This is a genomic window from Bradyrhizobium retamae (assembly GCF_001440415.1).
GTDB lineage: Bacteria > Pseudomonadota > Alphaproteobacteria > Rhizobiales > Xanthobacteraceae > Bradyrhizobium > Bradyrhizobium retamae.
This window is the reverse complement of record NZ_LLYA01000171.1, coordinates 31,747-49,884: the sequence shown is the minus strand read 5'-3', so window position 1 is coordinate 49,884 and position 18,138 is coordinate 31,747. Positions and strand designations below refer to the sequence as shown.

The following is an 18,138-nucleotide window of genomic DNA, read 5'->3' as shown; positions in this document are numbered from 1 at the left end:
CGCTAGCCGCGCTCCCCGCCGCCGCTACGGCGTTGCGCGTACCATTCGACGACGAAATCCATCAGGCCCTTCCGCAGGCCGATCGCAAAGAACAGGATCACGATCCCCAGCACGAGGCCGTGATAATCGGTCAGGCGGGTGACGGTGTCGTTGAGGATCAGGAGCAGCACGGTGCCGACCATCGGCCCGAGGAATGTGGTCACGCCACCGAGCATGTTGATGAAAATGCCCTCGCCCGAAATGGTCCAATAGGCGAATTCCGGATAGGCCCCGGAGACGAAGAGCGCCATGATGATCCCGCCGGTCGAGGCGAACAGCGCCGCGAGCACAAAGATCGTCAGTTTGGCACGCCAGACGTCGATGCCGATAAAGCTCGCACGAGTTGCGTTGTCGCGGATCATGCGCAGTGTGTAGCCGAACGGCGACTGCGCGATCTGATGCATCAAGAACAGCCCGATCACCAGCAACGCGCAACTCGCGACATAGAGATGCAATTGGTTCGACAGATCAATGCCCAAAAATGGCGGTCGCGGAATGCCACCGCGCAATCCCTGATCGCCGCCGGTCAGCGATACCCAGGACAGAATCGTCGAGTGGATCAGCATCTGGAACGCCAGTGTAACGAAGGCGAAATAGATTTCCTTCAACCGCACGCAGATGGCACCAATGACAAGGGCCACGGCAAACGTGATCCCCAGCGTTGCAACGAAAGCCACCGGGACGGGAACGCCGGTCTTCTGCATCATCAACCCGAAGCCGTAGGCGCCAAGGCCGAAGAACATGCCGTGGCCAAACGAAATCAGGCCGGTGTAACCGACCAGAAGGTTGAGCGACGTCGCGAACAGCCCGTAGGCGGCGCAGCGGATCACGAAGTCGAGCAGCAATTTGCTGCTGAAGACCGTCGGCAACAGCGCCAGCACGACAAAGACCGCAAGCGCGATCAGGGCATCCCGATTGCGCCGCGTCTTTGCTTCATGGGGCACCTCGAGTGCCTGCACGCCTTGCTCGGCCTGCAATTCGGTCATGCGACCTCCTTGCCGAACAGGCCGGTCGGCCGCGACACCAGCACGATTACCATGAACAGGTACATCAGCCCTTCGGTAAACAGCGGAAAGCCGAGCGAGCCGAACGAGCGGATCAGGCCGATCAAGAGCGCCCCGATCAACGCGCCGAGGATCGAGCCCATGCCGCCGATCACGGTGACGATGAAGGATTCGATCAGCACCGAAAATCCCATGCCGGGCGTCAGCGAACGCACCGGCGCCGCAAGTGCGCCGGCAAGTCCCGCCAGCATGCCGCCAAGCGCGAACACGCCGCCGTAGATCAGGCCGGTGTTGATGCCGAGCGCGGATACCATGCCAGGGTTATGGGCGGCCGCCCGGATTACCTTGCCGATCCTGGTGCGGGCAAGGCCGAGCCCGAGGATCATGGCGGCCGCGAGCGCAACGCCGATCAAGAGCAGATAATATGGTGGCACCACCCCGCCGGCGATGAACAGCGGCGCCACCTGGAACGCCGCCGGCATACCCATCGATTTGAACTCGGGCCCCCAGATCATCCGCACCACGTCATCAAAGATCAGCACGAAGGCGTAGCAGACGAGAAGCTGCATCAACACGTCAGCGCCGTAGACCCGGCTCATGAAGATGCGTTCGAAGATCAGACCGAGGATGGCGGTACCCGCCGCACCACACAGCATCGCCAGCGCAAAACTGCCGGAGAACTGATAGGCCGTCATCGCGAAATAGGCGCCGAACATATAGAAGGCACCGTGGCTGAAGTTGACGACCTTCAGTACGCCGAAGATCAGCGTCAGTCCGACGGCGACGAGAAACAGCAACATGCCGATGATGAAGCCGCTGGTGGTTTGCGTCACCAGACAGGCGGAGCTGGCGAGACAGCCGGTAAGCGCGTCGAGGTCCAAGGGAACACATCCATTCCAGCGCGCCGGTACAGCACGCGAAGATCATTCGGCGGCGAACGGGCGGCAGCTTGCGCCGCCTCAGCCGTCGCGGTCAATCAGGTGTAGCCCTTGCTCTTCTTCCACTCGGCTTCGAGTTCGAAGATTGTCTTCCAGTCGCCCGCCTGAACTTGCGGCACGTAGGGCTCCTGTGGGATCGTGGTTCCCCAGCCGATCGCATAGCCTACCAGCGTCTGGTCCTCGGCGCGCATGGTAACGGTGCCGTCGGCGCCGAACGGCGACTTGATCTTCAGGCCGCGGAGCGCCTCCGCAATCTTCTTGCCGTCGGCCGAATTCGCCTTCTTGGACGCTTCCGCGAGCAGCATGATCGCGGTCGCATTCTCCCAGGACCAGTTAGTAGGATATTCGTTGTATTTTGCCTTATAGGCGTCGCCCCACGCGGCGTTCTCCGGGGTTGCAGGATATGTCTTGATGTAACGGTTACCGGAGTGAATGCCCTTCGGCAGGTTCTTCACCACAGTCAGCGCGGTGTAGTCGGCCATGTTGACTGCGAATACTTCCATCTGGCTGAACAGCGCGTAGATGTTGGCCTGGTCGATGTAGGACGTGAGGTCGCCGCCCCACAGGCAGGAATACAGCGCCTGCGGCTTGGCCTGCAGGATCTTTGTCACGACCTCGGTGTAATCGGGCTGGAACAGCTTTGGCCAGGATTCGCTGATGATCTCGATGTCGGGCGCGAAGCGCTTCAGATAAGTGACGTACTCGGCCGTGGTATCGCGGCCATAGGCGTAATCGGGCGAGCAGGTCGCCCATTTCTTCAGCCCCTTGGCCTTGGCGATCGTCGCAGCGTAGCTGCCGCCGACGATCGAATCGTGCACACCCTGGCGCGCGGTACGGAAGGCGTTCGGAATGTGCTGCTTGGGATCGGCGGTCAGCGCGGAAGTTTCCGAATTGGTGTGAAGACAGAGCACGCCGAGATCGCGCGCCACCTCGTGCACGGCGAACGCGCCCGACGACGCTTCCGCGTCGATCAGGATTTCGCATCCGTCGGTGTTGACGAGTTCGCGAGCGACGCGGGCGGCTTCCTGCGGCTGCCCCTTTGAATCGCGGATCACCATCTCGATCTGGCGTCCAGCGAGACCGCCGGCAGCATTGACCTTCTCGACTTCCAGCATCACGCCATTGCGCGATGAGGTGCCAAGCTGCGCCACGCGGCCGGAGAGAATGGTCGGCATGCCGACCTTGATGGTCTTGGCTTGCGCGCGCGCCACCCAGGGTGTCGCGAATGATACGGCACCGGCGCCCATCATCGCCAACGTCGCACGTCGGCTTACGCCCGGTTTGCGGGTTCTCGTCATTGCTTCCTCCCTGTGGATTGGCGTTCCCAATCCGTGGCCGGAGATCGTGACGCCTCCGTATGACCACAGGATTTCAGAGCGAGGGGGGTGACGTCAAGCCAAATATGAATTACGAGTCAGAATTCATATATCGGGAAAGCCAGACCGAAAGCGGCGTTTCGAGCAGCAAATGATCAACCTTTCGAGCTTCATCGGTTTTCACGCCAGGCGGACGCCCGATCGCTGTGCGCTGAAATACCGCGGCGAGGACATCTCCTACGCCGCGTTCGATGACCGCGTCCGGCGGGTTGGCGGCTGGCTCGCTGCGCGCGGGATCGGCCCCGGCGACATCGTCGCGGTGCTGATGCAGAACAGCACGGCCTTTCTCGAACTGGCATTTGCGACCAGCCAGATCGGCGCGGTGTTTCTGCCGATCAACTATCGCCTGTCCGCAGACGAAGTCGGTTACATCATCGCCAATTCCGGTGCGCGCATCCTGATTGCGGACGAAGAACTCGCAAGGCTTGCGGCCGGCGGCGCACCGGTCGTGCTGCTCGATGCGTCAGCGCAATCCACGGTCACGCGGCTTGCACTCGACATCGCGCCCGCCCCAATCCAGGTCCGGCAGCCGCGCGACCTGATGCGGCTGATGTACACGTCAGGCACTACCGACCGCCCCAAAGGCGTGATGCTCACTTACGAGAACCTGTATTGGAAATCGGCCGATCAGACGCTGGCTTTGGGGCTGAATGCAGAAACGCGATTGCTGGTGGTCGGTCCGCTCTATCATGTCGGCGCGCTCGACCTGCCGGGTATTGCGGTGCTCTGGCAGGGCGGCCTGCTTTCCATCCACCGCAACTTCGAGCCCGAGCAGGCGCTCGCCGCGATCGAAGCCGAGAAGCTCAACGCCGCCTGGTTTGCGCCGGTCATGACGACCGCGATCCTTACCTGCCCGACCCGCGACCGCTACGATGTCTCCAGCCTGCGATGGGCGATCGGCGGCGGCGAGAAAACTCCGGAAGCACGCATCCGAGCCTTCTCCGGCTACTTCAAAAACGCCCGCTACATCGACGCCTATGGGCTGACGGAGACCTGCGGCGGCGACACTTTCATGGAAGCCGGCCGCGAGATCGAGAAGATCGGCTCGACGGGGCGCGCCATTGCCCATGTCGAAATCGAAATTCGCGATGACGCCGGCAACCGGCTGCCATCGGGCCAGAACGGCGAGATCTGCCTCCGCGGCCCCAAGGTCACGCAGGGCTATTGGAACGATCCCGAGAAAACCGCGGCCGCGTTCTTCGGAGACTGGTTTCGCACCGGCGACATAGGCTATCTCGACGAAGACGGCTTTCTCTATCTGACCGACCGCAAGAAGGACATCATCATCTCCGGCGGCGAGAACATCGCCTCCTCCGAAGTGGAGCGCGTCATCTACGAGCTGCCGCAGGTGCGCGAGGTCGCCGTGGTCGGCATGCCGGACGAGCGCTGGGGCGAGAAGCCGGTTGCGGTCGTGGTGCTTTCGGATGGCGCCACGCTGGATTTGCCTGATCTCATCGAACATTGCCGCACGAGCCTCGCCAGCTTCAAGGTACCGAAGCAACTCATCATCCGCGATCATCTGCCACGCAATCCTTCGGGCAAAGTTCTTAAGCGGGTACTGCGCGCCGAACTGGAAACTCACGCATGACGCAATCATCGCAAGCCGCATCCGGTAAGGTCACGAAGTTGAACCGCGTCGAGCGCAACGCTTGGACCAAACGCAGATTATTTGATGCCGCCACCAAGATCGTCGGCAAGTACGGTTACGCCGAGGCTTCCGTCGCCCGCATCACCGAGGCAGCCGGCGTGGCCCAAGGCACGTTCTACAATCATTTCGAAAACCGCCAGGAACTGCTCGATCAATTGCTGCCGAAGATCGGCATCGACATGGTCCACTTCATCCGCGACCGCACGGGGACCGCAGATGCCGCAAGGCAGGAGATCGAGCGCTTCAGCGCCTTCTTCGATTTCATCCGCGAGGTACCGGAATTTTTGCGCATCCTCAACGAGGCCGAGTATTTCGCACCGGTCGGCTACCAGAAACATCTCGATAATATCGCGACCGCCTATGTGCGCATCCTCAAGCGCGCCCGCACGGCCGGCACCATCGTTGATTTCAGCGACGAGGAGTTCGAAGCCATCGTTCACATGTTCATGGGCGCACGCGGCTACCTGAGCCGGCGATACTCATACACCGGCGGCGCGGTAACGGCCGCGCCCGACCATGTCATCTCCGCCTACCGAAAGCTGGTCACGCGCGGGCTGTTCACACCGGATAAAGGCAACAGCCATGACCGCTGACGGCATCGTTCTCGTCACCGGCGGCTGCCGCGGCATCGGCGCCGCGACCGCAACGCTTCTCGCCGGAGAGGGCCAAAAGGTCGTTATTGTCGATATTGCGCCCGAACCGCTCGCGGACACACAAACCATCCTGTGGCCCGCGCCCTTCGATGTCGCGAGCGAAAGCGCCGTTGTCAGCGGCATCGCCGATATCGAGACCGCCCATGGCCCGATCACAGGTCTCGTCAACGCCGCCGGCGTGTTCGGCAAGATGCACAAAATCGAACGCGTGCGGATGGAGCAATGGGACCGCGAGGTCAATATCGATATGCGCGGCACGTTTCTGGTGGCCCGAAGCGTCGGCGTGAAGATGGCCGAGCGCCGGCGCGGCGCGATCGTCAATGTCGCCTCCGTTGCCGGCATGACCTCAGGCCCGATCCACGCCTATACCGCGGCGAAGGCCGGTGTCATCCAGATCACGCAGACGCTGGCGGCCGAATGGGGACGCAGTGGCGTCCGCGTCAACGCGGTCTCGCCCGGCTTCACGCGCACCGCGGCGCTGGAAGCCGGCATCGCTTCGGGCGCGCTGAACAAAAACTTGCTCGAAAGTCCGACCGCGATGAACCGGCTGGTCGAGCCGATCGAAGTCGCACAGGCCATCGCTTGGCTGCTGTCGCCGCTGAGCAGCGGCGTCACCGGAATCAACCTTCCCGTCGATGCCGGCTATATCGCCGGCACCACTTGGGCCGCCTATGGCGGCTTGCCGGAAGCACCAGGCGCGTAAACGAGGACACCAGCATGAATATTGAGCTGCCGCGCAAGAAACTCGATCTGTCATCGGCCATCGCCGAGGGCGATATCCGCGTCCTGCTGATGGTGCTGGTGCACATGACCGGCGATGCGCGCTGGCTGGAACCGCCTTACAGGCCCAAGCGCGACGTCCGCTTGATTCCGGATCCGCAAGCCGGTCTGCCTCCGGAAATCCAGGACGAGATCCGCGCGGCCGTCTTGAAGCTGTTCGCAAACGGTGAACCGAAGCCCGTCATCACCGATCCCGGCAATGGATTGATGCTGAAGATGATGCGGGCGACGCTGGGCGAAGACGTGGCACCTGAATATGCGCCGCTGATGCGCGAGGAAATGGGCTTCATCCCCCGGGAGGCGCGCTGGACCAAACCGCCATCCAAGGACAAGCTGGCGCAGCAGCACGTGCTGATCGTCGGCGCCGGTGTCTGCGCCATTGCGCTCGGCGTCGCCCTTGGCCGGCTCGGCATCCCCTACACCATCGTCGAGAAGAACGACGAACTCGGCGGCACCTGGTATGTCAATCGCTATCCCGGCTGCGGCGTCGATACGCCCAACCACTCGTACTCGTTCTCATTCGGCCCGCGTAATCCGTGGACGCGCTATTTCGCCCAGCGCCAGGAATTGCTCGACTACCTCAAGAAGGTGGCGCTGGAATACGACATCCGAAAGCATCTCCGCCTCAACACGGAGCTGACATCGTCGCGCTGGGACGAGCGCAAGCGACGCTGGATTTCGACGTTGAAGACCGCCAATGGCGAAGAGATATGTGAATCGACCACGCTGGTCAGTGCGATCGGTCAACTCAACGACCCCCACCCGGCGCACTTCAGGGGCGAGGAAGATTTCAAGGGCGTGATGCTGCACTCCGCCCTGTGGTCCGACGACATCAAGCTCGACGGCAAGCGCGTCGCCGTCATCGGCACCGGCGCTACCGCCATGCAACTGGTGCCGTCGATCGCCGACCGTGTGGCGTCGGTCACCGTTTATCAGCGTACCGCGCAATGGGCGCGCCCGGTCGCGGGCTATTCCGATCCCATCACCGAGGGCGCGCAATGGCTGCTCGCGCATCTGCCGTTTTATGTGCAGTGGTACCGCTTCAACATGTTCTGGCGATACGGCGACGGCCTGCTGCCGTTCCTGCGCAAGGACCCCGACTGGCCGCATCCCGAGCGCGCCGTCAACAAAGGCAATGACCGGCATCGCGAAGAGCTAACCAATTTCATCCTCTCGGAGTTGAAGGATCGCCCCGATCTGATCGAGAAATGCGTGCCGACCTATCCGCCCTATGGCAAGCGTATCCTGCTTGACAACAACTGGTTCAAGACGCTGACGAAGCCGAATGTCGAACTGGTCACCGACATGATCGACCATTTCGCGCGCGACGGCATCGTCGCCGCCGACGGCAAATTGCGTCCCGCAGACATCATCGTCATCTCGACCGGATTCAAGGTCACCGAAATGGCGGCTCGCCTCAACATCACGGGGCGCGATGGAAAAAATCTGAGGGCAGCCTGGGCCAACGACAATCCGACCGCTTATCTTGGGCTCACCGTGTCGGACTTTCCAAATCTTTTCGTGATGCTCGGCCCCAATTCAGGTCCCGCACATGGCGGCAGCGTGATCTTCCAGTCGGAGTGCCAGAGCCGCTACATCTCGGCCTGCCTCGTCGAGATGATCGAGCAAGGCATTGCTGCGATCGACGTTCGTCCGGAAGCGCATGATCGATACATCGAGAAAGTGGATGCCGAGCACGAGCAGTTGATCTGGACGCATCCCGGGATGACGACCTATTACCGCAACAAGCAAGGTCGGGTTTTCTCGGCGATGCCATGGCGGTTCGTGGACTACTGGGCGATGACCCACGAGCCTGATTTACACGATTACCGCCATACCAAGGCCTGACATCCAGTGCCCGCGGGAACCGGCGGATGTGTTACTTGACACCTGCCTTCATCTGCCGCAGCATTTAGCACGCTGCACCTGTTGGAGTCCCGGAGCATTGGGCTCCCCGCTCCGCAGGCATTGGCGGTTCGGTTAGATGATCGAGACGACACGCAGCGGAAGCGGACGTATCGTCCGTGGGCCAACTCTTGGAGAGGAGCATGACGCCACCGGATCAGACCGGTGACCTTGCTCAGCGCAAGGTCCAGGTACGGTTGAGGTCATAAGCAGCTGCAAGCCTCATCGCGCCTTCGACAATCCAAACCTATCCGCGGGACTGGAGCGCAAAGGCCACGCGCAAGCCGGATCCTGAGAACATACTGGTGTCTACCAGAAATCCTTCGCCTATAACGAAGATGTAGGGCCCCGCGATGCTCTTATGCACCGGGGCCCATTCGTTTTGCGCGGCCCAATCGTTTTGGAATGCGTCGCATGGTTCCGTGCTCTACTCGGATCGAAGATACTGATCCGATGAGACAGGGAAACGCCATGGATAGACCGCGCGTCCGCATCTACACCGACTACAAAAGCCCCTACGCGTTCGTCGCCAACAAGCGGCTGTTCGAGCTCGAGGAGACTTACGGCGTCGAACTCGAATGGCTGCCCTACACGCTGCGCATCCCGGAATTCATGGGCACGGTGGAGGAGCGTACGCCGCATTTCTGGCGCAAGGTGCGCTACGCCTATATGGACGCGCGCCGCTACGCCAATGCACAGGGCCTCGTCATGAAGGGGCCGCGGCGCATCTATGATGCCTTCTATGCCAGCGCCGGCATGCTGTTCGCCCAGCGCCACGGCCTGTTCCGCCCTTATCATGACACGGTATTCCGCCGGTTCTGGAGTCATGATCTCGAGATCGACGAGCTCTCCGATATTTCCGGCGTGATCGCCTCGCTCGGCGGTTCGGCAGAAGAATTCGAAGCTTATGTCCACGGCCCCGCGCGGGCAGAACACGACCGCATCATCGACGAGGCGGAAGCGCTCGGTGTGTTCGGCGTTCCGACCATGGTCTTCAATGGCGAACTGTTCTGGGGCGGCGATCGCATCGACATGCTGATCGAGCGCATCCGGAATCCGGAATCGATCGCGACAGCGCTCGGCAGTCGTCACCGGACGTGAGATCGCCGACACAGCGAACGGTGCTTATCCATCATCCTGAATCCGCCGATGGCACCGACCCGTCTTATCGGAACTGGGTTGCGAGGCCGTTTCAATCGAATGGGAGCCCAACCGATCAGGAAGCCGACGGCTCCCGCAACGTTCGGAAGAAATCGCGCATCTCCCGTACGAACAGCTCCGGCTGCTCAAAAGCCGCGAAGTGACCGCCCTTCGGCATTTCGCTCCAGTGCTGGATATTCGTGTAGCTCGCTTCCATCCACTTTCGCACCGGCGTGACGATCTCCTTGGGAAAGACGGCAATACCGGTCTGCACGGTTACCCTGTAAGCCGCGTGGCGCTTCGCGCCAAAGCTTTCCCAGTACAAGCGGCCGAAGAAGCGGCGGTAGCGGTCACCCAATAGAGCATGACATTGTCGAGCAACTCGTCGCGGCCGAGGATATTTTCGGGATGCCCCGCCGGGCAGCGACGGGCAAACGACGTGAAACGCATCGGCAGCGTTGCCGCCATGCGCGGCCGGATCGGTCAACGGTTCGACCACCTTGTGAAACTCGACCACCGAGCCCGGCCATGCGTGATGAGCAGCGGCATTGCGTCCGGCTGCGGCGAACGCACATGCAGGAAATGAATGTCGAGCCCTTCGATCTCGGTGGTGAACTGCGCAAAGCGATTGAGCCGCGCCGCGCGCTCACGCCAATCGTACTCTTCAGCCCAGTAACGGCAGATGTTCTTGATCCATTTCAGCGGCGTGCCCTGGCTCCAGTCGTCGACCAGTTCGGCCTCCGGCCAGCGGGTGTTGCGCAGCCGCGATTTGACGTCATTGAGGACGTCGTCGCCGATCGAGATGCGATAGGGCCTGATTCGGCGCTCATGAAGGCCTTTTCAGATGGATCACGGTGTCACGCTCTCTAAGCTGATGCTACCCGAAATAAGCGAGGTCGTGAGCGATTGCCTTTTGCGTCCCGTCCGCAATCATGATTCCGTAGGGCAGAAGATCATTCTCGGGGAAATATGGCAGTCCCCCCTCGCCCGCACGTTTTGGCAACTACAGATGCGCCACTCTGTCGTCTTGACTGCCCACCATTGGGGCGAGCCGTCCGATCTGGGCCCGAAGTTTACTCGCAGCGCTGCGCCGCTGTCAGGCCGCCATTCGAGTCGGGGGGCTCAGGGACGTCCCCAATTTACCTCCACATGCGTGGCCTGCCGGGCAGACGCAGGGTCGTATCAACAGAGGGTGATTAACCAATTAAATATCGGTACTCCGCGGAGTTTAAATGATATAATCCTTGTCAAAATAACCGGTCGGAGGCCGTCATGGATACCCGAGCGCAAGAAGAGCTCAATGACCGCCGGAAATTTCTCATTTCGGCAGGCAGGTTTGCAGCCGTAACTCCCCCAGCGATTACCTTGTTGCTGTCCACTTCTTTGACATCCGACGCAATCGCAAGTTCGGGCAACAACGGCTATGGCAATGGCGGCCGCGACGGCAGCCCGAATGGCAAGGATGACCAATACCGCTAACGAAGCTGCGCGGTCATCGAGCGCCTATTAGCCGCTTTTGAGCCAGCGCGGCTTCCGGGGACCAGCCCCAAGCCCAACCCGGAAGAAGGCGGCCCCAGTTTCTTTCCAGAAACTGGGGCCGTTTCGCTAGATGCCTGCGAGCCGTTGCGTGGGGGCAACCAAGGTTCAAACGTCCACACCGTCCTGCACAAACAGCCCGCGGCCGAGGCCGTTCCATTTTGCTTTCGTTCCGATCAGCGGAAGGAATATGGACATGAACGTCAGTAGGAGAGCCGCAAGCAAGGGTTTAAATCCCGCCGATCCCGCCGGCCCGTCGGTATTAAATTACTATTTAACGCAACTCACAGTTAATAATGATGCCTTAACCTGTGGCTGAAATGTCATAGGGGAATCCGGTTCCGTTTGCTAGCTTGTGACTAATTAGAGCAATTGAAGCGTCATTTTGACGGCAAGTTTTTTTAGTTGGTGGGGACGGGGGCAATGAAATCGTGGTTTTGTGCGGTCGCCAGTGTGCTTTTGGCGACGACCGCGCCTGTTTCGGCGGAACCCTTTTCCATCAACGATGCGTTGAAGCAGGCTACCCTAACCAACCCAGGCGTCGGCGAGGCATCTGCAAATCGGCGCGCAACAGAGTCAGAACTCCGCCAGACACAGAGCACATTGCTGCCACAGGTCCGCGTGGAGGCCCGGTACGGTCCTGAAAAATTCGACCAGAGCGCTGCAGTCGTGAGCGGTTCGGCGTTGCCGATTCCCGCGCCCGGAACTGGCACTTGGCGAAATGGAACCCAGGGGTCGGTTATTGTACGACAGGTACTGTTCGACGGATTTGCTTCCATTCACGACATCTGGCGGCAAACGGCCAGGGTTAACGCGGCCGCCTTCCGGGTCCGGGAGCGGACAGAACTCATCGCGCTGGATGCAGCGGAGGCCTATGTCGATGTCGTTCGGTATATGAGGCTGGTTGATCTCGGGCAGCAAAACATTGCCAACCACGAGCGGATATTCTCCAACGTGCAATCCCGCTTCTCGGGCGGCCGGGCCGGCGAAGGCGACTTGGAACAGGCGCGGGAGCGGGTGGAAAACGCGCGGGCGACGCTCGCAGAGTTTCGAAGGAATCTGGAGGAGGCCCGGGCCAAGTACCGCAAGGTCGTGGGACTGGAGGCGTATAATCTGCGCTTCCCGGCCCCGCTGGCGGGGTTGCCGGCAACCAGGGATGAAGCGCTGGCGATCGCGGTTCGCTTCAATCCGACCATCAGGGCCGCGCAGGCAGATGTGGACGCGGCCAAACACGCTTTCCGGGTCACGGACGGCGCTTTCGTGCCGAACCTCTCGCTCGAGGGCCGCGCGACCCACAGCGACAATACCTATCCGTATCTGGGCGTCACCCATGACGACTACAGCGGCAAGGTCGTGATGTCCTGGGACGTCTTCCGCGGCGGCCAGGATTCTTGGCGCCGTACCGAGATGGCCGAGCGTCACACCGAAGCGACCATGCGTCACGCGCGGTTGCAGCGAGATGCGCTGGAATCCATCGACAAGGCTTGGGCTGCGCGAACGGTTACAGCGACACGTGTCGCGGCCCTGACCCGTCAATTGCAGGCGGACCGCAAGACGATCGCAGCGTTCGACAAGGAATACGAACTCGGTCAACGCTCGCTGATCGATTTGCTGAATGCGCAAAACCAGTACTTCAATGCCGCCGTCTCGCTGACCTCTTCGCGTGGCGTCATTGTCTTCGCCGACTATCAGATGCTGGCGGCGATGGGGACTCTACTTGAATATCTCAAGGCTCCTCCCCCCGTAGATGCAGCACCGGTTGATCTGGCGCCGCTTGGCCTGCCCGTCTACAAGTTTTCGACGCCACGCGTGACCTTGCCGCAATCCGGATCGGAGCCGCTGCGCGTCGCAGATGCGGCCATCGACGCTTCCGCAGCTCCCTTGGCCTTTGCCGCCGCGGAACCGCGGGAAGGCTTTACCGATCGCTGGCCGCGTGGGGCAGTCGCAGCAAGGATGCTCGGAGCGCCGGAATGGTTCGCCCAGAAGTATGGCCGTAGCCCAAGCCAAGCGGTCGTCGCTCACGTCGATCCGACGGCGCAGCTATCGATGTCGTATGCTTCGGCGTATGAGGGCGAGCCGTATTGGCTGCTGTCGGCGTTCCCCTCCGAGAAGAAGTAAACGACAGTTTATCTGAGGTGAGCAGTTAATATAAGGCGCGGTTAATGGCGCCGGAAGTGTCTGCTAATTAACTGTCTGAAAGAATAGCCGAATCCAGCCCATGCTTCGGACGGCGATTTATTATATTCTGACGGCTTATTAGCCGCGTCGGTTGCGCGGGTCTTATTTACTTTACTGATGATCAGAGGCACTAGGTTGTTCTCCCGGACCTCCAAACAGGCGCAAGCCCGGCCGGCTGAAGACGAGGCGGACGGGATCGTTAGCGCCGCCGACGTCCATCCGCCACGTCATGACCCGCTCGCCGCGTCTCTGACCTATCTGGCTGCCCATCATGGCCGTGCGGTAAGTCGCGAGGCGTTGCTGGGCGGGCTGCCCATCCTTGATGGACGGCTGTCGGTCGCCCTCTATGACCGTGCCGCGAGGCGCGCCGGACTGGAAACGGAGGCGATCAAGCGGGACATCCTCGATATCCCCGCCATCGTTCTCCCTGCGGTCCTGATCATGAAGACCGGCAAGGCGCTGATCCTTCTGGGAATCGATCAGGCTAGCCAAAGCGTGAAGATCCTAGACCCGACGAACCTGCCTGCCGCGCCGCAGGTTCAGAGCATCAAAGCGCTTTATGCGGATTACACAGGCTACACCTTTCTGGTGAGAGCCGCGGCCGAAGCCAATGCGCGAGCGGTTGCCGCAGGAGATATTCCCCGGAGCCATTGGTTCTGGTCGGTCGTCAAGGTGCATTGGCGCAGCTACGGGCACGTCGCTCTCGCAGCCTTTCTGATCAACATGCTCGCGCTGGCGACGCCGCTGTTCACCATGAGCGTGTACGATCGAGTCATTCCGAACGGCGCGCTTCCTTCTCTGGTCGCGCTGGCGATCGGAATGGGTATAGCCATCGTTTTCGACTTCGTGTTGCGCACCGTGCGGAGCCGCATCATCGACATGACCGGAAAGACCGCAGACGTCGTTCTCGCCGCCAACATCTTCGAACACGTGATGGCGGTGAAGATGGCGCAGCGTCCAACCTCAGTCGGCATCATCGCCAATCAGCTTCGTGACTTCGATTCGGTTCGCGAGTTCTTCACGTCCGGCAGCGTGGTCTCTGCGACGGACCTCATTTTCGCCGTGCTCTTCATCGCCATCCTGTTCACGATTGCCGGTCCGCTGGCGTGGATTCCGCTCGTGATGCTGCCGATCATGATCGCGCTCGGATTTACGATGCAGCGTCCGCTCGACCGCGCCATAAAACGAATGCAGGCCGAGTCAGCGGCACGCCATGGCGTGCTGGTGGAGTCCCTCGCGGGGATGGAAACGGTCCGTGCAACAGGCGCCGAGGCCCGGATGCAAACGGCCTGGGAACGGTCGGTCGCAGCAACCGCGCGGTCGGGAGAAGACGTCCATTTCTGGTCGTCGCTGACATTGACGAGCGCGAATGCGGCGCAACAACTTACCAGCCTCCTTCTGCTCATCGTCGGCGTGTTTCTCATTCTCGAAGGCAAGCTCAGCGTTGGCGCCCTCGTTGCTGCCAATATGCTGGCGGGCAGGGTTTTGGCGCCGATTGCCGGGATCGCGTCCGTGATCACACGCGGCACCCAGACATTGTCTGCGCTCAAGTCGATCGACCGTATCATGTCGCTGGAACGCGAGCGGTCTCCGCAGCGCGCCTATGTCGCCCGCAAGATTGAGCAGGGCCGCATTAGCTTCGAAAACGTCAGCTTCTCGTATCCGAACGCGCCCGGCAAAGCGCTCGACAAGGTTTCCTTCAGGATCGAGGCCGGCGAGCGAATTGGAATTATCGGCCGTGTCGGCTCCGGCAAGACAACGGTCGGACGTCTCCTGCTCGGTTTCTACGAGCCGGAAGAAGGACGCATCCTCGTCGACGGCGTCGACTCCCGGCAATATGACCCGTCGGACCTGCGCGCCGGCATCGGATTTGCGATGCAGGACACCGACCTCTTCTTCGGGAAGCTGCGCGACAACATCGCGCTGGGCAAGCCCGAGGCGACGGATGAAGAGGTGCTTGCTGCGGCACGTTTGTCCGGCGTCGAGAGCTTTACCGCCAGCCATCCCATGGGATACGACATGCCCATCGCCGAAGGTGGCCGCAGTCTTTCGGGCGGGCAGAAACAGGCGATCGGGCTGGCGCGCGTGCTCATCAGGAAGCCTCGCGTGCTGTTCCTGGACGAACCCACCGCGCATTTTGACGTGCGCAGCGAAACTGAATTCCTGGAACGGCTCAAGGGCATGCGCGGAGAACAGATGACCATCATCATCTCCACCCATCGCCTTTCGCTTCTCGGAATGGTCGATCGTCTGCTGCTGTTTGACAATGGTCGGCTGGTTGCAGACGGACCACGGGACAAGGTCCTCGCTCTGCTGCAAGGCAAGCCTGCGGCAGCTCCGCCCGAACCCGTGGCGCAACCCACTGTCGCGCCTCGCGCAGCCCTGGTGCAAAATCCCAATGCCCGCATCTGATTTTGCCTTCGCCAATGACATCCGTGCGGCAGCAGCAATGCGTACACCGCGAACCTCGCGCATGCTCTTGCAGGCTTTCCTCGCCCTGCTCGTGACGTTTCTGGTCTGGGCGCATTTCGCGGTCCTCGATGAAGTCAAACGGGGCGATGGCCGCGTCGTGCCTTCCCGCCAGACCCAGGTCGTCCAGACCCTTGAAGGCGGTATTGTCGGTGACATCCTCGTTCAGGAAGGCGCCATCGTTAATCAGGGCCAGTCGCTGATGCGAATCGACGACACCAAATTTGCGTCCGAGTTTGGTGAGATCAGGGAACGACGCGGTGCGATGGCGGCGCGCGTTGCACGACTAGAGGCAGAGGCACGCGGACGAAGCGAGATTACGTTCCCCGAACAAATCGACCAAGTGGTTCCGGCGGCAGTCGCTACCGAGACCAGCGTCTTCAGGATGCGTGGACAAAAGTTGGCGCAGGATGTGGACGTCCTAAAGCAACAGGTAACCAGACTGACGGGCACGCTCAAGCTTCTGGAACGCGAACTCGAACTCACCCGCAAGCTCTATGAGCAGAAGGTCGTACCCGAGATCGAGATGCTGCGGCTCGACCGCCAGGCCACCGAAATGCGCGGGCAGCTCGCCGAAGCACAATCGAAGATCGCCAATACCCTTGCGTCCTTTCGATCGCAGGCAGACGAAGATCTGGCCAAATCAAAGGGAGATCTTGCGGTGCTCGATGAAAACATCAAATCCGCGCAAGATCGTGTGCGACGCACTGACCTGAAGGCCCCGGTGCATGGCATCGTTAATAAATTGAATGTGACGACGATCGGTGCGGTGGTTCAGCCCGGCGCCAATGTGATGGATATCATCCCACTGGATGACACGCTGCTGGTGGAAGGCCGCATACGGCCCCAGGATATCGCCTTCATCCGCCCCAATCAGGACGCGGTGGTAAAGCTCTCGGCCTATGACTCGTCGGTGTACGGCTCGCTAAAGGGCAAGGTGGAGCGGATAAGCGCCGATACTATCGTCGATGACAAGGCAGCCGACCGGTCGGAGCGCCAGGAAACCTTTTATCGCGTGATGGTTCGTACCGATAAAAACCATCTGGGCACGACCAAAAACTCTTTGCCGATCATTCCCGGCATGGTCGCCACGGTCGAGATCCTGACAGGCGAGAAATCCGTGCTCGACTACCTTCTCAAGCCGGCCCGTACCCTGCGGGATGAGGCCATGCGCGAGCGGTGAGCATGTTGCTTAACGGAACGTTACGGTCACCCGTTCAACTTTGAGGTGATTTTGAAGCATCCGGAAAACCGGCGATTGACCGCCTTCTCCGACATTCCTTCTATCCTTGCCTCGCCTTAACTCACCATAAGCGGCGAAGGCCGCAGTTTCCGTCCCGATAACAGATTGGGGCGGCCGATCGACGCAAAGACGTTGACTGACGCTCCTGACAAAGGGGACGTCATGACGCCGCGCGTAAAACTGCGGAGCCCACGCTCGCATGCGTTGGCCATGGGGCTCATTCTCGCGCTCGGCGTTGGCGCCACATCCGAAGCATTGGCCGCCGAGGATACGTCGCTGGAAGAGGTCGGAGCAGATCTCGCGCCGGGCGGCGACCAGGCGTCGCCGGCGAAATTCTTCAGCATCAATGCCGTTCTCGCCAAGCATGATCTTGGGGGCGGTCGCAGCACCACGGACTCGGTCCGCCTCGCCGCCCTCACCCCTTCGAACACGGCAACGGATGCGCCGCCCGCGGTGAGGGAAGCGCCTGCGGTAGGCTCCGAGCCGTTTGGACTGTTCACGTTCCGCGCGCCCGACGGCCTCCTCTGGCGCAAATGGCGCGGCGTCGAAGCCGACATGGTGAGGGAGCAGGCTATCCTCGATCATTGCCGGGCGGACGCCGGCAATTGTCCCGCCCACGCCGTCCAATTCCTTCGGCTCGTCAACGCGGTCGGGGCGAAGTTGGGACGCGACAAGCTTGATGAGGCCAACCGGGGCGTCAACGCCGCCGTCCGCTACGTCAGCGACCTCTCCCAGCACGGCGAGCCCGATCGATGGAGCACGCCGCTTGCGACGTTCGCCTCGACGAAAGGTGACTGCGAAGATTATGCGATCGCCAAATATGTCGCGCTGAGCGCCGCTGGCTTCCCCCGCAACGACCTGCAGATCGTGCTGGTCCGTGACCGCATGGTTCGTCAGGACCATGCGGTATTGGCGGCACGTGTAGATGGCCACTGGCTATTGCTGGACAACCGGTTCTCGACGTTGATGGCGGATTCCGAAGCCACGCGCTTCACGCCGCTGTTTGCGATCGATCATCAGGGCGTTCACCTCTTCGCCACCCCCTATGCGAAGCGACCGCTTGTAGGCAGCGAACTCCAGGCGGCACCGGCCGCGGCCGTCAGCGGCAAAACTATCGGCGCCGGTGCGCCGGCCGATAGCGCATCCGGGCTGAACACCCTGCCCCTGCTGATGTAGCGCATACGCTCCGCGCCCATCGGAGCGGCAAGAAAAAAGCCCGCCGGACCGAT

Annotated in this window: 13 protein-coding genes and 1 pseudogene; 10 read left to right on the top strand and 4 right to left on the bottom strand. The window is 61.2% G+C overall.

What is annotated here, in order from left to right; translation table 11 throughout:
- Positions 1 to 2: 2 nt before the first annotated feature.
- From CQ13_RS27025 to CQ13_RS27015, 3 genes are all read right to left on the bottom strand, one after another.
- Positions 3 to 1,025 carry a branched-chain amino acid ABC transporter permease gene (locus tag CQ13_RS27025; RefSeq protein WP_057845878.1) on the bottom strand — a complete coding sequence of 341 codons (1,023 nt, stop codon included), beginning with the start codon at positions 1,023 to 1,025 and terminating at the stop codon, positions 3 to 5.
- A complete protein-coding gene (locus CQ13_RS27020) occupies positions 1,022 to 1,924 on the bottom strand; it encodes a branched-chain amino acid ABC transporter permease (protein ID WP_057845877.1) in 903 nt (300 codons plus the stop codon). The genes CQ13_RS27025 and CQ13_RS27020 overlap by 4 nt, the downstream gene beginning before the upstream one ends.
- Positions 1,925 to 2,019: 95 nt before the next feature.
- Positions 2,020 to 3,279, bottom strand: coding sequence for an ABC transporter substrate-binding protein (locus CQ13_RS27015; RefSeq protein ID WP_057845876.1), 1,260 nt, complete (start codon positions 3,277 to 3,279; stop codon positions 2,020 to 2,022).
- A 169-nt stretch (positions 3,280 to 3,448) separates the two neighbouring features.
- Here CQ13_RS27015 and CQ13_RS27010 point away from each other — a divergent pair, with 169 nt between their 5' ends.
- The 5 genes from CQ13_RS27010 to CQ13_RS26990 all read left to right on the top strand — a co-directional run bounded on the left by CQ13_RS27010 (position 3,449) and on the right by CQ13_RS26990 (position 9,444).
- Positions 3,449 to 4,945 carry an AMP-binding protein gene (locus CQ13_RS27010; RefSeq protein ID WP_057845875.1) on the top strand — a complete coding sequence of 499 codons (1,497 nt, stop codon included), beginning with the start codon at positions 3,449 to 3,451 and terminating at the stop codon, positions 4,943 to 4,945.
- Positions 4,942 to 5,598 carry a TetR/AcrR family transcriptional regulator gene (locus CQ13_RS27005; protein ID WP_057845874.1) on the top strand — a complete coding sequence of 219 codons (657 nt, stop codon included), beginning with the start codon at positions 4,942 to 4,944 and terminating at the stop codon, positions 5,596 to 5,598. The genes CQ13_RS27010 and CQ13_RS27005 overlap by 4 nt, the downstream gene beginning before the upstream one ends.
- Positions 5,588 to 6,361 (top strand): SDR family NAD(P)-dependent oxidoreductase, encoded by a 774-nt coding sequence (locus CQ13_RS27000; protein WP_057845873.1) that lies wholly within the window; start codon positions 5,588 to 5,590, stop codon positions 6,359 to 6,361. Before CQ13_RS27005 ends, CQ13_RS27000 begins: the two co-directional genes overlap by 11 nt.
- Before the next feature lie 14 nt (positions 6,362 to 6,375).
- A complete protein-coding gene (locus tag CQ13_RS26995; protein WP_057845872.1) occupies positions 6,376 to 8,286 on the top strand; it encodes a flavin-containing monooxygenase in 1,911 nt (636 codons plus the stop codon).
- Between the two features lie 528 nt (positions 8,287 to 8,814).
- Entirely contained in the window at positions 8,815 to 9,444 is a 630-nt protein-coding gene (locus CQ13_RS26990; protein WP_057845871.1) for a 2-hydroxychromene-2-carboxylate isomerase, read from the top strand.
- 115 nt (positions 9,445 to 9,559) lie between these two features.
- Here the strand turns inward: CQ13_RS26990 and CQ13_RS40225 are convergent.
- Positions 9,560 to 10,302, bottom strand: a pseudogene (locus tag CQ13_RS40225) (epoxide hydrolase family protein).
- A gap of 453 nt (positions 10,303 to 10,755) precedes the next feature.
- Here CQ13_RS40225 and CQ13_RS26975 point away from each other — a divergent pair.
- The 5 genes from CQ13_RS26975 (at position 10,756) to CQ13_RS26955 (ending at position 18,085) form a co-directional block, all read left to right on the top strand.
- On the top strand, positions 10,756 to 10,962 hold the full coding sequence (locus CQ13_RS26975) for a hypothetical protein (RefSeq protein WP_057845868.1): 207 nt from the start codon (positions 10,756 to 10,758) through the stop codon (positions 10,960 to 10,962).
- 480 nt (positions 10,963 to 11,442) lie between these two features.
- Complete coding sequence (locus CQ13_RS26970) at positions 11,443 to 13,137, top strand: TolC family outer membrane protein (RefSeq protein WP_057845867.1); 1,695 nt, start codon at positions 11,443 to 11,445, stop codon at positions 13,135 to 13,137.
- A gap of 255 nt (positions 13,138 to 13,392) precedes the next feature.
- Positions 13,393 to 15,609 carry a type I secretion system permease/ATPase gene (locus tag CQ13_RS26965; protein ID WP_245309340.1) on the top strand — a complete coding sequence of 739 codons (2,217 nt, stop codon included), beginning with the start codon at positions 13,393 to 13,395 and terminating at the stop codon, positions 15,607 to 15,609.
- Positions 15,596 to 16,849 (top strand): HlyD family type I secretion periplasmic adaptor subunit, encoded by a 1,254-nt coding sequence (locus CQ13_RS26960; protein ID WP_057845866.1) that lies wholly within the window; start codon positions 15,596 to 15,598, stop codon positions 16,847 to 16,849. Before CQ13_RS26965 ends, CQ13_RS26960 begins: the two co-directional genes overlap by 14 nt.
- Positions 16,850 to 17,071: 222 nt before the next feature.
- A complete protein-coding gene (locus CQ13_RS26955) occupies positions 17,072 to 18,085 on the top strand; it encodes a transglutaminase-like cysteine peptidase (protein ID WP_063800156.1) in 1,014 nt (337 codons plus the stop codon).
- Positions 18,086 to 18,138: the final 53 nt, after the last annotated feature.